This is a genomic window from Verminephrobacter aporrectodeae subsp. tuberculatae At4 (assembly GCF_000193225.1).
In the GTDB taxonomy this organism is placed as follows: Bacteria; Pseudomonadota; Gammaproteobacteria; order Burkholderiales; family Burkholderiaceae_C; genus Acidovorax; species Acidovorax aporrectodeae.
Genome location: NZ_AFAL01000419.1, coordinates 1 through 14,359 on the forward strand (window position 1 = coordinate 1; position 14,359 = coordinate 14,359).

14 protein-coding genes are annotated in these 14,359 nt (G+C 68.1%); 4 read left to right on the forward strand and 10 right to left on the reverse strand.

Translation table 11 applies throughout. The features are described 5' to 3' along the window. A partial coding sequence (locus tag VTU_RS0112870) for a tryptophan--tRNA ligase (protein WP_010104767.1) occupies positions 1 to 1,250 on the forward strand: 1,250 nt, incomplete at its 5' end. 44 nt (positions 1,251 to 1,294) lie between these two features. Here VTU_RS0112870 and alr read toward each other — a convergent pair. Beyond that, positions 1,295 to 2,449, reverse strand: coding sequence for an alanine racemase (gene alr / locus VTU_RS0112875; protein WP_010104769.1), 1,155 nt, complete (start codon positions 2,447 to 2,449; stop codon positions 1,295 to 1,297). Positions 2,450 to 2,592: 143 nt separating this feature from the next. On the opposite strand from alr, the gene lplT reads away from it, so the two are divergent. Next, a complete protein-coding gene (lplT, locus tag VTU_RS0112880) occupies positions 2,593 to 3,897 on the forward strand; it encodes a lysophospholipid transporter LplT (RefSeq protein WP_010104770.1) in 1,305 nt (434 codons plus the stop codon). 17 nt (positions 3,898 to 3,914) lie between these two features. Here the strand turns inward: lplT and VTU_RS0112885 are convergent, their stop codons facing one another. The 8 genes from VTU_RS0112885 to scpA are packed head-to-tail and all read right to left on the reverse strand — an operon-like array spanning position 3,915 to position 12,001. Then, positions 3,915 to 4,391: a VOC family protein gene (locus VTU_RS0112885; RefSeq protein WP_010104771.1), complete on the reverse strand. Its 477-nt coding sequence runs from the start codon at positions 4,389 to 4,391 to the stop codon at positions 3,915 to 3,917. Next, positions 4,391 to 6,439 carry an acetyl-CoA carboxylase biotin carboxylase subunit gene (locus VTU_RS0112890; RefSeq protein ID WP_010104772.1) on the reverse strand — a complete coding sequence of 683 codons (2,049 nt, stop codon included), beginning with the start codon at positions 6,437 to 6,439 and terminating at the stop codon, positions 4,391 to 4,393. The genes VTU_RS0112885 and VTU_RS0112890 overlap by 1 nt, the downstream gene beginning before the upstream one ends. Before the next feature lie 13 nt (positions 6,440 to 6,452). Continuing rightward, positions 6,453 to 6,737 carry a hypothetical protein gene (locus VTU_RS0112895; protein ID WP_010104774.1) on the reverse strand — a complete coding sequence of 95 codons (285 nt, stop codon included), beginning with the start codon at positions 6,735 to 6,737 and terminating at the stop codon, positions 6,453 to 6,455. Next, positions 6,734 to 6,913: a carboxyl transferase gene (locus VTU_RS0112900; protein ID WP_010104775.1), complete on the reverse strand. Its 180-nt coding sequence runs from the start codon at positions 6,911 to 6,913 to the stop codon at positions 6,734 to 6,736. Before VTU_RS0112900 ends, VTU_RS0112895 begins: the two co-directional genes overlap by 4 nt. Before the next feature lie 13 nt (positions 6,914 to 6,926). Beyond that, complete coding sequence (locus tag VTU_RS0112905; RefSeq protein WP_010104777.1) at positions 6,927 to 7,211, reverse strand: hypothetical protein; 285 nt, start codon at positions 7,209 to 7,211, stop codon at positions 6,927 to 6,929. A gap of 48 nt (positions 7,212 to 7,259) precedes the next feature. Further along, positions 7,260 to 8,792: an acyl-CoA carboxylase subunit beta gene (locus tag VTU_RS0112910; protein ID WP_010104779.1), complete on the reverse strand. Its 1,533-nt coding sequence runs from the start codon at positions 8,790 to 8,792 to the stop codon at positions 7,260 to 7,262. A gap of 33 nt (positions 8,793 to 8,825) precedes the next feature. Further along, positions 8,826 to 9,836, reverse strand: a complete 1,011-nt coding sequence (gene meaB / locus VTU_RS0112915; RefSeq protein WP_010104781.1) for a methylmalonyl Co-A mutase-associated GTPase MeaB — start codon at positions 9,834 to 9,836, stop codon at positions 8,826 to 8,828. Continuing rightward, complete coding sequence (gene scpA / locus VTU_RS0112920; protein WP_010104783.1) at positions 9,833 to 12,001, reverse strand: methylmalonyl-CoA mutase; 2,169 nt, start codon at positions 11,999 to 12,001, stop codon at positions 9,833 to 9,835. Before scpA ends, meaB begins: the two co-directional genes overlap by 4 nt. 192 nt (positions 12,002 to 12,193) lie before the next feature. On the opposite strand from scpA, the gene VTU_RS0112925 reads away from it, so the two are divergent. Continuing rightward, complete coding sequence (locus VTU_RS0112925; protein ID WP_010104785.1) at positions 12,194 to 12,841, forward strand: GntR family transcriptional regulator; 648 nt, start codon at positions 12,194 to 12,196, stop codon at positions 12,839 to 12,841. A gap of 54 nt (positions 12,842 to 12,895) precedes the next feature. On the opposite strand, the gene VTU_RS0112930 is transcribed toward VTU_RS0112925, so the two are convergent. Beyond that, entirely contained in the window at positions 12,896 to 14,023 is a 1,128-nt protein-coding gene (locus VTU_RS0112930; RefSeq protein WP_010104786.1) for a saccharopine dehydrogenase family protein, read from the reverse strand. Between the two features lie 149 nt (positions 14,024 to 14,172). Between VTU_RS0112930 and VTU_RS0112935 the strand changes: the two genes are divergently transcribed. Continuing rightward, positions 14,173 to 14,359 (forward strand): Lrp/AsnC family transcriptional regulator (locus VTU_RS0112935; protein WP_029554368.1); only part of this gene is annotated, 187 nt, incomplete at its 3' end.

Genomic DNA, 14,359 nt, shown 5'->3' on the forward strand with positions numbered 1-14,359 from the left:
CCATCCGCCCATCGGTCGCGGCCAGCCTGCGCCCTGGCGTGCAGAGCTTTTACTTTCTCGCCGACTACCACGCGCTCATCAAGTGCGAGGACCCGGCGCGCATCCAGCGCTCCACGCTGGAGATCGCCGCCAGCTGGCTGGCCGCCGGGCTCGACCCCGAGCGGGTCACGTTCTACCGCCAGTCCGACATCCCGGAAATTCCCGAGCTGACCTGGCTGCTGACCTGCGTGACCGGCAAGGGCCTGCTCAACCGCGCCCACGCCTACAAGGCCGCCGGCGACAGGAATACCGCCGCAGGCCGCGAGGCCGACGACGGCGTGACGGCGGGCCTGTTCATGTATCCCCTGCTCATGGGCGCAGACATCCTGCTGTTCAAGGCGCACCAAGTGCCCGTGGGCCGCGACCAGGTCCAGCACATCGAGATGGCGCGCGCCATGGCCACGAGCTTCAACCACCTGTACGGCGCGCATTTCGTTCTGCCCGAGGCGGCTGTCGATGCGCACGTGGCGACCCTGCCCGGGCTCGACGGGCGCAAGATGAGCAAGAGCTACGACAACACGATCCCGCTGTTCAGTTCGCGCGCACAGCTCCAGAAACTGATCGCCGCGATCCGCACCGACTCACGCCCCCCCGGCGAACCCAAGGACACCGAGGGCTCGGCGCTATTCGAGATTTACCGCGCCTTTGCCGGGCCCGAGGAAACCGGGGCGCTGCGCAGGCAATACGCCGAGGGAATTGCCTGGGGCGACGCCAAGCAGCAGCTGCTCGACCGCGTGGACCAGGCGATCGCGCCCATGCGCGCGCAGTACCAGGCGCTCATCGACAGGCCCGAGCGCATCGAGCAAACCCTGCTTGCGGGCGCCGAGCGCGCGCGCGCACTGGCCACGCCGTTCCTGCGCGAGCTGCGCCGCAGCGTGGGCCTGCGCAGCCTGGCCCCGCCCACGGGCGCATCCGTGGCCAAGGCAGAAAAGGCGCAAAAGGCACCCAAGGCCGCGCTGCCCGCGTTCAAGCAGTACCGCGAAGCCGACGGCAGGTTCTACTTCAAGCTCGTGGCCGCCGACGGCCGTCTGCTGCTGCAAAGCACGGGTTTTGACGCACCCAGGGAAGCGGGCCAGGCGATCCGCCAGCTGCAACAGGATGCCGCTGCATTGCAGGCCCTGGCGCCCCGCCTGGTCCCGGTGGACGGTGTGGACCGCGCCGAGGTCGCTGCTGCCTTGCAAGATCTGGCCGACGCCGCGATGGCCGAATGAGCGGCGCTCCCGGTGGGCGGCGCATTCCCGAGCGCACGCAGTGCTTATCGATCGGGCGCCCCGGTGCTGCCGCATCCGGGCCCATGCGCTGCGCTGTCCACCGCCACCGGAACGCGCCGGGCGAGCGCCGCCATCAGCTCCCAGCCCACGGACCCTGCGGCGCGGGCCACTTCGTCAATTTCCAGCAGCGCGCCACCTGCCGCCCGGCCCCAGAGCGTGACCTCGGAGCCGAACCCCGCCGCCACGCCCGCGCGCTCCAGCGGCGTGAGGTCCACCGTCAGCAAGTCCATGCTCACCCGCCCGACGAGCCGGGTGCGCACGCCGTTGACCAGCACCGGCGTTCCGGTGTCGCAATGGCGCGGGTAGCCGTCGGCATACCCGCAGGCGGCGACGCCGATCGTGAGCGGCTCTGCGGCGCAAAACAGCGAACCGTAGCCCACCGTGTCGCCGGCCTGCAAGTGCTGCACGCCCAGGAGCCGCGTGGCGAGCGTCATCGCCGGCCGGATGCCCCAGTGGCCGGCGCCGTGCTCCGGGAAATCCGGGGCGCTGCCGTAGAGCACGATGCCCGCGCGCACCCAGTCGGCGCGCACCTGCACGTCGGTCGCGTGGCGCAGGATGGCGGCGCTGTTGCCCAGCGTGCGCTCGCCGGGCAGGTCGCGCGCGGCGGCGTTGAATCGTTCCAATTGCTGCGCAATGCCGCGCGGGCCGTCGGCGTCGCTGAAATGCGTCATGAGCGAGATTTCGTCCACCTGCGGCAGCGCGTCGAGCCGCGCCCACGCGCTGCGGTAGCGCTGCGGCGCAAAGCCCAGGCGGTTCATTCCCGAGTTCATCTTCAGAAACACGCGCTGCGGCGCCTGCGTCTTGTGCGCGGCGAGCATGTCGATCTGCTCGTCGCAGTGCACGGCATGCCACAGACCCAGGCGCGAACACAGTTCCAGGTCGCACGCTTCGAACACGCCCTCGAGCAGCAAAATCGGGCCGCGCCAGCCGAGTTCGCGCAGGCGCTCGGCCTCGCCCAGGTCGAGCAACGCAAAACCGTCGGCGCCGCGCAGGCCCTCGAACACCCGCTCGATTCCGTGCCCGTAGGCGTTCGCCTTGACCACGGCCCAGACCTTGGCGTCCGGCACCGAGCGGCGCACGCGCTCCAGGTTGGCGTGCAGTGCGGCGCTGTGGATGGTGGCTCGTATCGGACGGGGCATGGGGTGGACGGGGAGACGGGACGCGCAGCCCCGGATTCTGGCACTGCCACCGCCGGCCCGCGTGATATAACCGTCCGCGACGTGCAAAGACCTCCCATTCAGACAGGGCATCAGCCCGGCTGATGCACCCCACAAGCCATTCGATGAAGCGCGGTTTCTACACCATCATGGCGGCGCAGTTTTTCAGCTCGCTGGCCGACAACGCACTCTTCGTGGCTGCCTTCGAGCTCCTGCGCACGGGGGGCGTCCCCGAGTGGCAGTGCGCTGCCCTGGTGCCCATGTTTGCCCTTTTCTACGTCGTCCTGGCGCCCTTCGTGGGCGCCTTTGCCGACGCGCTGCCCAAGGGGCAGGTGATGTTCGTCAGCAATGCCATCAAGGTGGTGGGCTGCCTGATGATGCTGCTGGGCTCGCACCCGCTCGTGGCCTACGCCGTGGTCGGCCTGGGCGCGGCGGCGTACTCGCCGGCGAAGTACGGAATCCTCACCGAGTTGCTGCCGGCCTCGCAGCTGGTCAAGGCCAACGGCTGGATCGAGGGGCTGACCATCGCGTCGATCATCCTGGGCGTGCTGCTCGGCGGTCAGCTGCTGGGCGAGCGCGCATCGGGCGTGCTGCTGGGTCTGGACCTTCCGCTCGTCGGCAACGCGGGGGTGGACAGCCCCGCCGAAGCCGCGATTGCCACGCTGATTGCCGTGTACGCGCTGGCCGCGTGGTTCAACACCCGCATCCCGCACACCGGCGTGGAAATGCGCCCCCTGCGCACCGACCTGGCGCGCAGCACCGTCGCCAATACGCTGAACCTGCTGCCCGATTTCTGGGCCTGCAACCGCCGCCTGTGGCACGACAAGCTCGGCCAGATCTCGCTGGGCACCACGACCCTCTTCTGGGGCGCGGGAGGCAACCTCAAATTCATCGTCCTCGCCTGGGCCGCCGAGGCCCTGGCCTACGACACCACGCGGGCTTCGGCGTTGACCGGCGTGGTCGCCATCGGCACGGCGCTGGGCGCCGTCGCGTCGATGCGCATGCGCCTGGACAAGGCCACGCGCGTCATCCCGCTGGGCATTGCCATGGGGCTACTGCTGATCCTGATGGTGTTCATCCGCGACATCTGGCTGGCGGTCCCGTTCCTCATCGTGCTCGGCGGCCTGGGCGGCTACCTGGTCGTGCCGATGAACGCCCTGCTGCAACACCGGGGGCACAACCTCATGGGCGCGGGCCGCTCGATCGCTGTGCAGAACTTCAACGAGCAGGCCTGCATCCTGGGCATGGGCGCGTTCTACAGCCTGTCGCTCAAGCTCGGCCTGTCGGTGTTCAGCGCCATCGCGACCTTCGGTCTGGTGGTCGCGGCCACCATGTGGGTCATCCGCCGCTGGCACCAGCACAACTGCAGCGCGCACCGCGAGGAAGTCGAGCACCTGCTGGGTATTGCGCGGCACGACACGCACCACTGAAGACCCGGTGCAGCGTCTCAGCCCAGCGCCGCAATCACGTCCGCGGGCGCCTGCACCAGTTCGATGAGCACGCCCTCGCCCGCGATCGGGAACTCGGCGCTGCTCCTGGGGTGCAGGAAGGCGATGTCATGGCCCGCAGCGCCCGGGCGGATGCCACCCGGGGCAAGGCGCACGCCGCGGGCGCTGAGCCATTGCACGGCCCGGGGCAGGTCGTCGATCCACAGGCCGATGTGGTTCAGCGCCGGGACGTGCACGGCGGGCTTCTTGTCCATGTCCAGCGGCTGCATCAGGTCCACCTCGACCTGGAACGCGCCCTTTCCCAGACTCAGGATGTCTTCGTCGACGTTCTCGCGCGCGCTCTGGAAGCTGCCCGTCTGCGCGAGGCCCAGCAGGTCCACCCACAGGGTCTTCATGCGCTGCTTGTCGGTGCCGCCGAGGGCGACCTGCTGGATTCCCAGAACCCTGAACGGGCGAGGGGTGTCGGCCGCCGCCATCACTGGAACTCCAGAATGACCTGGTCCACGGCCAGCGATTCGCCCTTGCCGACCATGATCTTGCCGACCACGCCGTCCTGCGCGGCCAGCAGGGTGTTCTCCATCTTCATGGCTTCGATCACGGCGAGCTTTTCGCCGGCCTGAACCTTTTGTCCGGGTTGCACCGCCACGTCGACCAGCAGGCCGGGCATGGGCGAGAGCAGGAACCTGGAGAGGTCCGGCGCGGCCTTGAAGGGCATGAGCCGGTGCAGGCGCGCGCCCAGCGGCGACAGCACCAGGGCGTCGATCTGCGCGCCGTTGTGCGCGATGCGCAGCGCCAGCGGGTTCCTGCCCACGCCCCGCTCGACCTGGGCGCAAAAGTCCAGGCCATTGCACTGGCCCTGCACGCGGATCTGCCCGAGCGCCGCCTGGCTGCTGATCTGGTACCGGTTGCCGTCCAGCGTGACGGCGCTGGAGCCCGATTCGCCTTCAAAGTCGCTCACCGTGACTGCGTGGTGCCGATTTTCCCCGGAGGCAGCCAGCGTGACCACGACGAAGGCCTCGCCCACCTTCAGCTCGTGCCCGGCGAGCTGGCCGCTGATTCCCGAGGCGCGCGCGCGGTAGCGGCGATGCATGTACGCGGCCAGCGCCACGAGGAACAGCGGGTCGTCGTGCGCCAGGTCTTCGGGGTGAAATCCCTGGCCGTAGTGCTCGGCGATGAAGCCGGTGTCGAAGTCGCCCGCGGCGAACGCGGGATGCGCCAGCAGCGCGGACTGGAACGGGACATTGCTGCCGATTCCGCGGATCACGAAGCCGTTGAGCGCCATGCGCATCCGGGCGATGGCGTCGCTGCGGTCGGCGCCGTGCACGATGAGCTTGGCGATCATCGAGTCGTAGTGCATGGGAATCTCGCCGCCCTCGTACACGCCCGTGTCCACGCGCACGCCGAACTCCCGGGTGGTGTCGGCCTGGAACAGGCTCTCCTGCGGGGGCTGAAAGCGCACCAGGCGTCCGGTCGATGGCAGGAAGCCGCGTTGCGGGTCTTCGGCGTTGATGCGGCATTCCATGGCCCAGCCCTTGCGCCGGACCTGCGCCTGCGTCAACGGCAGCTTCTCGCCGGCGGCCACGCGGATCATCAGTTCCACCAGATCGAGGCCGGTGGTGCATTCCGTCACCGGGTGCTCCACCTGCAGCCGGGTATTCATTTCCAGAAAGTAAAAGTCCTGCGCCTGGCCGACCACGAATTCCACCGTTCCCGCGCTCTGGTACTGCACGGCCTTGGCCAGTTGCACGGCCTGCGCGCCCATGGCCTGGCGCGTGGCGTCGCAGAGGAAGGGCGAGGGCGCTTCTTCGATCAGCTTCTGGTGGCGGCGCTGCAGCGAGCATTCGCGCTCGTTCAGATGGATGACGTTGCCGTGGCTGTCGCCGAGCACCTGGATCTCGACGTGGCGTGGCTGCTGGACAAATTTTTCGATGAGGATGCGGTCGTCGCCAAAGCTGCTGCGCGCCTCGCTCTGGCAACTGCCAAAGCCTTCAAAAGCCTCCCGGTCGTTGCACGCCACGCGCAGGCCCTTGCCGCCGCCGCCGGCGCTGGCCTTGATCATCACGGGGTAGCCGATGCCCTGGGCGATGTGCACCGCGTGCTCGGGGCTGGTGATGGCGGCGTCGTGGCCGGGGATGGTGTTGACCCCGGCGGCGCGGGCCATTTTCTTCGAAGCGATCTTGTCGCCCATGGCCGCGATCGCATGCGCCTTGGGGCCGATGAAGACGATTCCCGCGTCCTCGCAGCGCCTGGCAAAGTCCGCGTTCTCCGAGAGAAAGCCGTAGCCGGGGTGCACGGCCTGCGCGCCGCTGCGCGCGCAGGCGGCGATGATTTCGTCCGCCCGCAGGTACGACGCGCGCGCGGGCGCAGCGCCCAGGTGCAGGGCCTCGTCGGCGAGCCTCACGTGGCGCGCCTCCTTGTCCGCGTCGGAGTAGACCGCCACGGTCCGGATGCCCATCTTGCGCGCGCTGGCGATGACGCGGCAGGCGATTTCGCCGCGGTTGGCGATCAGGATTTTGTCGAACATGGTGGCCGGCCCTTCAGCGCTTGAACAATTCCGGATACCGGTAACAACAGTACACGGCACCGAGCGCCACCGGCGCGCCGAAGCTGAGCCAAAGGGGAAGGTCAAAGCCGAGGAACAGCACCATGGTGCAGGCCACGGCGATCGCCGCGGCCAGCAGGATCGGCCACGAATCCATGTACACCACGTCGGTCGCGTCCTCGCTCCAGTGGCGCTTGGGCAGGCCCCTGGCGGCGCGGACGCGGCGCCAGCACAGCACCGCGATGACGTATCCCGCGACGCAGACGAGGAACTCGATCATGGGGACCCTTTCGAAAATTTTCCGACTTGCATGCGCGCTCCCTTGCCTTGCAGCGGGATGTTCCCGTGCTTGCGCCACGGATTTTCCAGCCGTTGGTCGCGCAGCATCACCGGGCTGCGGCAGATGCGCTTGCAGGCGATTTCGCCGCGGTTGGCGATCAGGATTTTGTCGAACATGGTGGCCGGCCCTTCAGCGCTTGAACAATTCCCGATACCGGTAACCACAGTACACGGCACCGAGCGCCACCGGCGCGCCGAAGCTGAGCCAAAGGGGAAGGTCAAAGCCGAAGAACAGCCCCATGGCGCAGGCCACGGCGATCGCCGCGACCAGCGGGATCAGCCACCAATCCAGGTACGCCACGTCGGTCGCGTCCTCGCTCCAGTGGCGCTTGGCCAGGCCCTTGGCGGCGCGGATGTGGCGCAAGCTCAGCACCTCGATGACGTATCCCGCGACGCAGGCGAGGAACTCGATCATGGGGACCCTTTCGAAAATTTTTCCGACTTGCATGCGCGCTCCCTCGCCTTACAGCGGGATGTTCCCGTGCTTGCGCCACGGATTTTCCAGCCGCTTGTCGCGCAGCATCACCAGGCTGCGGCAGATGCGCTTGCGCGTCTCGTGCGGCAGGATCACGTCGTCGATGAAGCCCCGGGCGCCGGCGACGAACGGATTGGCAAAGCGCTCCTTGTATTCGGCTTCGCGGGCGGCGAGCTTGAGGGGGTCGTTCTTGTCTTCGCGAAAAATGATTTCCACCGCGCCCTTGGCGCCCATGACCGCGATTTCGGCGTTCGGCCAGGCCAGGTTCACGTCGCCGCGCAGGTGCTTGGAGCTCATCACGTCGTAGGCGCCGCCGTAGGCCTTGCGTGTGATGACGGTGATTTTGGGCACCGTGCACTCGGCGTACGCGTACAGCAGCTTCGCGCCGTGCTTGATGATTCCGCCGTACTCTTGGCCGGTGCCGGGCATGAAGCCGGGAACGTCCACGAAGGTGAGCACCGGGACGTTGAACGCATCGCAAAAGCGCACGAAGCGCGCGGCCTTGATGCTCGATTTGATGTCCAGGCAGCCGGCCAGCACCAGCGGCTGGTTGGCGACGATTCCCACGGTCTGGCCTTCCATGCGGGCAAAGCCGATGAGGATGTTTTTCGCGTACTCGGGCTGCAATTCAAAGAAGTCGCCGTCGTCGACGGTCTTGAGAATCAGCTCCTGCATGTCGTAGGGCTTGTTCGCGTTGTCCGGAATCAGCGTGTCCAGGCTCGGGTCCATGCGCTCGGCCGGGTCGTTGCTCGGGCGCACCGGGGCTTTTTCGCGGTTGTTCAGCGGCAGGTAGTTGTACAGGCGGCGCAGCATCAGCAGCGCTTCCACGTCGTTCTCGAACGCCCTGTCGGCGACTCCGCTGCGCGTGGTGTGCGTGATGGCGCCGCCGAGTTCTTCGGCCGTGACTTCCTCGTGCGTCACGGTCCGGACCACTTCGGGGCCGGTGACGAACATGTAGGCGCTGTCCTTGACCATGAAGATGAAGTCGGTCATCGCCGGCGAGTACACCGCGCCGCCGGCCGAGGGGCCCATGATCATGCTGATCTGCGGGATCACGCCGCTGGCGAGCACGTTTCTCTGGAACACGTCGGCGTAGCCGCCGAGGCTGGCCACGCCCTCCTGGATGCGCGCGCCACCCGAGTCGTTCAGGCCGATCACGGGCGCGCCGACCTTCATCGCCTGGTCCATCACCTTGCAGATTTTCTCGGCGTGCGTCTCGCTCAGGGCGCCGCCGAAGACGGTGAAATCCTGGCTGAAAACGAACACCAGGCGGCCGTTGATCATGCCGTAGCCCGTGACCACGCCGTCGCCGGGGATCTTGTTCGCGTCCATGCCAAAGTCGGTGCAGCGGTGCTCGACGAACATGTCCCATTCCTCGAACGTGCCCTCGTCGAGCAGTAGCTCGATGCGTTCGCGCGCGCTGAGCTTGCCCTTGGCGTGCTGCGCGTCGATGCGCTTGTGCCCGCCGCCCAGGCGGGCCAGCGCGCGTTTTTTCTCCAGTTGGTCCAGGATGGCCTGCATGGCTTGCCCTTCGATGAAATGGCGGTTGCTTGTTTATTCGGTCGTGGCTTGCGCCAGCAGCAGCGTTCTTGCCGCGGTGGAGGCCGCGACGCGCCCGGCCACGACGTCCGCCTGCATCCGGGGCAACAGGCTTTTGACCTGCGGGTGCTCGCGGAACGCGCGCGCAAGGCCCGCGTCGATGCGCTCCCACATCCAGGCCAGGGCCTGCCTCTCGCGGCGCGCGGCCAGCTGCCCGTTGGTCGTCTGCAATGCACGGAACTGCGCCATGGCGGTGCAGAACCGGTCCACACCCTGCCCCTGCAGCGCGCTGACCTGCAGCACCAGGGGCTGCCACAGCGCGCCGTGCCGGGCGTTCTCCGGCCTGCCATGCTGGCCGGGCAGGCGCAGGCTGGAGCGGATCTGCGCCTGCGCCTGCGTGGCGGCGTGCGGGTCGGTGTCGGCCTTGTTGATGAGCACCAAGTCGGCCCATTCCATCACGCCCTTCTTGATCGCCTGCAACTCGTCGCCTGCATGCGGCAGTTGCATCAGCACGAACATGTCGGTCATGCCGGCCACCGCCAGCTCGCTCTGGCCCACGCCCACGGTCTCGACGATGAGCAGGTCGTGGCCCGCGGCCTCGCAGACCAGCATGGCCTCGCGCGTCTTCTCGGCCACGCCGCCCAGCGTGCCACTCGACGGGCTGGGGCGGATATAGGCTTTTTCATGCACCGAGAGCCGCTCCATGCGCGTCTTGTCGCCCAGGATGGCGCCGCCGGAGACGCTGCTCGACGGGTCCACGGCGAGCACCGCCACGCGGTGGCCCAGGCCGATCAGGTGCAGCCCCAGCGCCTCGATGAAGGTCGATTTGCCGACGCCCGGCGTGCCGCTGATCCCCAGGCGAAACGCCGTGCCGGTGTGCGGCAGCAGCGCCGTGAGCAGTTCGTCGGCCTGCGCGCGGTGCTCGGCGCGCGTCGATTCGAGCAAGGTGATGGCCTTGGCGATGGCGCGGCGCTGCACCGCCGCCCGGCCGTGCACGACGCCTTCGAAGAGCGCCGCAGCCGTCACGCCAGCGCCTTGCGGATTTGCTCCAGCACGTCCTTGGCGCTGGCGGGGATCGGGGTGCCGGGGCCGTAGATGCCCTTCACGCCGGCCTGGTACAGAAAATCGTAGTCCTGCGCGGGAACCACCCCGCCCACGAACACGATGATGTCGTCGGCCCCCTGCTGCTTGAGCGACTCGATGATCGCCGGCACCAGCGTCCTGTGGCCGGCGGCCAGCGTCGAGACACCCACCGCGTGCACGTCGTTCTCCATGGCCTGGCGCGCGCATTCCTCGGGCGTCTGGAACAGCGGGCCGATGTCCACGTCGAAGCCCAGGTCGGCAAAGGCCGTGGCCACCACCTTGGCGCCGCGGTCGTGGCCGTCCTGGCCGAGCTTGGCGATCATCACGCGCGGGCGCCGGCCCTGTTCCTCGGCAAAGGCGCCGATTTCGGCGCGGAGCTTGTCCCAGCCCTCGGCCGAGTCGTAGGCCGCCGCGTACACGCCCGTCACCTTGTGCGTGTCGGCGCGGTGGCGCCCGAAGATCTTCTCCAGCGCCTGCGAGACCTCGCCCACCGTGGCGCGCTGCCGCATGGCCTCGATGGCCAGGCCCAGCAGATTCCCGGTGCCGCTGTGTGCGGCATCGGTGAGCGCATCCAGTGCAGCTTGCACCCGCGCAGCGTCGCGCTGCGCGCGGATGCTGCGCAGGCGCTCGATCTGGCCGGCGCGCACCTTCTGATCGTCGATTTGCAGGATGTCGATCGGCGCCTCCTGCTCCAGCCGGTACTTGTTCACGCCAACGATCACGTCCTTGCCCGAGTCGATGCGCGCCTGCTTCTCGGCGGCGGCGGCCTCGATCCGGAGCTTGGCCCAGCCGCTGTCCACGGCCTGCGTCATTCCGCCCTGGGCCTCGACCTCTTCGATGATCTTCGAGGCGGCGTCCGCCATGTCCTGCGTCAGCCGCTCCATCATGTAGCTGCCGGCCCAGGGGTCGATCACGCTGGTGATGTGCGTCTCCTCCTGGAGGATGAGCTGCGTGTTGCGCGCAATGCGGGCGCTGAACTCGGTGGGCAGCGCGATGGCCTCGTCGAAGCTGTTCGTGTGCAGGCTCTGCGTTCCGCCGAACACCGCCGCCATGGCCTCGATGGTGGTGCGCACCACGTTGTTGTACGGGTCCTGCGCGGTGAGCGACCAGCCCGAGGTCTGGGAATGCGTGCGCAGCATCAGGCTCTTGGGGTTCTTCGCGCCCATGCCCTGCATGATGCGGCACCACAGCAGGCGCGCCGCGCGCATCTTCGCCACCTCCAGGTAGAAGTTCATGCCGACGGCCCAGAAAAAGGACAGGCGCCCGGCGAACGCGTCCACGTCCAGGCCCTTGGCGATCGCCGTGCGCACGTACTCCCTGCCGTCGGCCAGCGTGAAGGCCAACTCCAGCGCCTGGTTCGCGCCGGCCTCCTGCATGTGGTAGCCGCTGATCGAGATCGAATTGAACTTCGGCATGTGCCGGGCCGTGTACTCGATGATGTCGCCAATGATGCGCATCGACGGCTGGGGCGGGTAGATATAGGTGTTGCGCACCATGAACTCTTTCAGGATGTCGTTCTGTATCGTCCCGGAGAGTTGATCCTGGCGCACACCCTGCTCCTCGGCCGCGACCACGTAGCCCGCGAGCACCGGCAGCACCGCGCCGTTCATGGTCATCGAGACCGACACCGTGTCGAGCGGAATCTGCTCGAACAGGATCTTCATGTCCTCGACCGAATCAATGGCCACACCGGCCTTGCCCACGTCGCCCGCCACACGCGGGTGGTCGCTGTCGTAGCCCCGGTGCGTGGCCAGGTCGAACGCCACCGACACACCCTGTCCGCCCGCCGCCAGCGCCTTGCGGTAGAAGGCGTTGGACTCCTCGGCCGTGGAAAAACCCGCGTACTGGCGGATCGTCCAGGGGCGCACCGCGTACATGGTGGCCTGCGGGCCGCGCAGATAGGGCGCGAAACCGGGCAGCGTGTTCGCGTAGCGCAGGCCGGCCAAGTCTTCTGCGGTGTACAGCGGCTTGACGGTGATGCCGTCGGGCGTGACCCAGTTCAGGGCGGCGGCATCGCCGCCGGGCGCCGACCGGGCTGCCGCCTGGGCCCAGCCATTCAGAGAAGATGCAGCGAACTCGGGCGCGGTATCGTGGGGCTTGTCACTCATGGTGAAGGCGTCTTTCGATAAAGGGCGTTGGGGCACGGGTTGTTGTGCCCGGCGGAGCCTGAATTGGAGCGCAAGACGGCGCGCGATGCGAGGCGCTCGGGGAGCCCGGCCGCAAGCCGGCGTGGCGCGGAGTTTATAGCATTTCCATAATTATTAATTCAAAATATTCCGCGCAACTTACAATCCACCCCCATGTCCGCCCCCGTCTCCACCCTCACGCCCCGCGCCCTGTACGAGGAAGTGGCCGAGCAACTGCGCCAGCGCATCTTCCGCCGCGAGCTGGAGCCCGGCGACTGGATCGACGAATTGAAGATCGCTGAAGAATTCGGCATCAGCCGCACCCCCCTGCGCGAGGCGCTGAAGGTCTTGGCCACGGAGGGCCTGGTGACGATGCGGCTGCGCCGCGGCGCCTACGTGACCGTGGTGTCCGAGCAAGACCTGCGCGACGTCTACCACCTGCTCGGCCTGCTCGAGAGCGACGCGGCCGGCGCGGTGGCCGCGAGCGCGAGCGCGGCCGAGTTGCAGGCGCTGCAAGCGCTGCACGCCGAACTCGAGGCCGCAGCCGGCGAACGCGAGCGTTTCTTTGCCGTGAACGAACGCTTTCACATGCTGCTGCTGGAACTGGCCGACAACCGCTGGCGCAGTCAGATGGTCGCCGATCTGCGCAAGGTCATGAAACTCAACCGCCACAACTCGCTGCTCAAGCAGGGGCGGATCAGGGACTCCCTCGCGGAACACCGCGCCATCCTCGCCGCGCTGCTGGCCCGCGATGCCCAGGCCACGGAGCGCGCCATGCGGGCGCATTTTGCGCGCGGCCTGAGGGCCGCAAGCCCCAACTGACTTGACCGACCGGGGGAACGGTTTCCCGGCCGCCCGGACGACCGCAGGCGTGGTTCATGCGGCCACGTCCTCCCCGACGCAGGCGCCCGCATACGCGGTCCCAAAGCGGTTCGCCAGAAAATCCCCGAGCGCCACGGCCTCCTGCCCGACAAAGCCCTTTTGCGGCAAACGGCCCTGCGCGACCAGATCCAGCGCCGTGCAGATGCCGGCCGCGGTCGTGCGCTGGATGGCGCTGAGCGTATGGCCCGCCACCTCGGCGCCGACGATGCGGGAACAGTACGAGTCCTGCACCAGCCGTCCGCCGCGCAGGCCCGACGCCGTGGCGAACACCACGACCACGTCCTGATCGGTGCTCGGGATCGCGGCCTCCAGAATGTCCTTGAGCAGATCGCGCCGCTCGCGCAGGCGCAGGTCATCGAGCAGCAGCTTCAGGATGGCGCAATGCCCCGGATAGCGGATCGACTGGTAGTCCAGCTGCCGCACCCTGCCGGCCAGCGTTTCGGTGAGCGTTCCCAGGCCGCCGGAGGTGTTGAAGGACTCGTACTCGACGCCGTCGAGCGCAAAGCGCTCCAGGCCCTCGAGCGCCGCAACCGTGCTGCGCGCGCCGTCCACGATGGCTTCGCAGGGCTTGCAGTATTCGTTGATGAGGCCCTCGGTACTCCACGTCAGGTTGTAGCGCAAAGCGCCCTGCGGGTAGCGCGGCAGCGCCCCCACGCGCAGGCGCAGGCTGTGCAGGGACTCGAAGCGCCGCGCCAAGTCATGGCCCACGATGCCGATGAAACCCGGCGCCAGGCCGCACTGGGGCATGAGCACCTGGCGGGCGTTGGCCGCCAGCGCCCGGATCGCCCGGGTGCTCGGCACATCTTCCGTGAGGTCGAAGTAATGCACACCCGCCTGCACGCACAGGGTCGCGACCTGGACGGCGCAATGAAACGGCAGCGCGTCGAGCACGGCAAAACGCCCCTGGATGGCCGCCAGCCAGCCCGCGGCGTCGCTGGTTTGCTGCGTGGCCACACCGAGCGTGGCCGCACGCGCCAGGCACGCCGGGTCGCGGTCGGCGACCAGGATGTCGTAATCGCCCGCCTGGCGCAGCAGCAGCGCCATGGCAAAGCCGATATGGCCCGCCCCCAGGATGGTGATTGCGCGGCGCGGGCCGTTGCAACGGGATGGATGCTGTGTCATGGAGGCGCTCCTTGTCGTGTCGGCTGATCGGATGGTTCCAGAGAAGAATCGATGGTAGGCAGGATCAAGATCAATGTGTAGCGTCAAAAGCGTCGGAATCTTGTTTTTATATCGTCATACCGGCGAATACAATCGCCACCATGGATTCCATGGCCTCACCGCTCGATGCCACCGACCGCCGGCTGCTGAGCCTGCTGCAGGCCAACGCGCGCGCGGGCACGGCCACGCTGGCGCGCCAGCTCGGGCTGGCGCGCACCACGGTGGTGGCGCGCATGGCGCGGCTGGAACGCTCCGGTGTGGTCGCCGGCTACGGCGTGCGGCTGGGCGCCCGGCTCG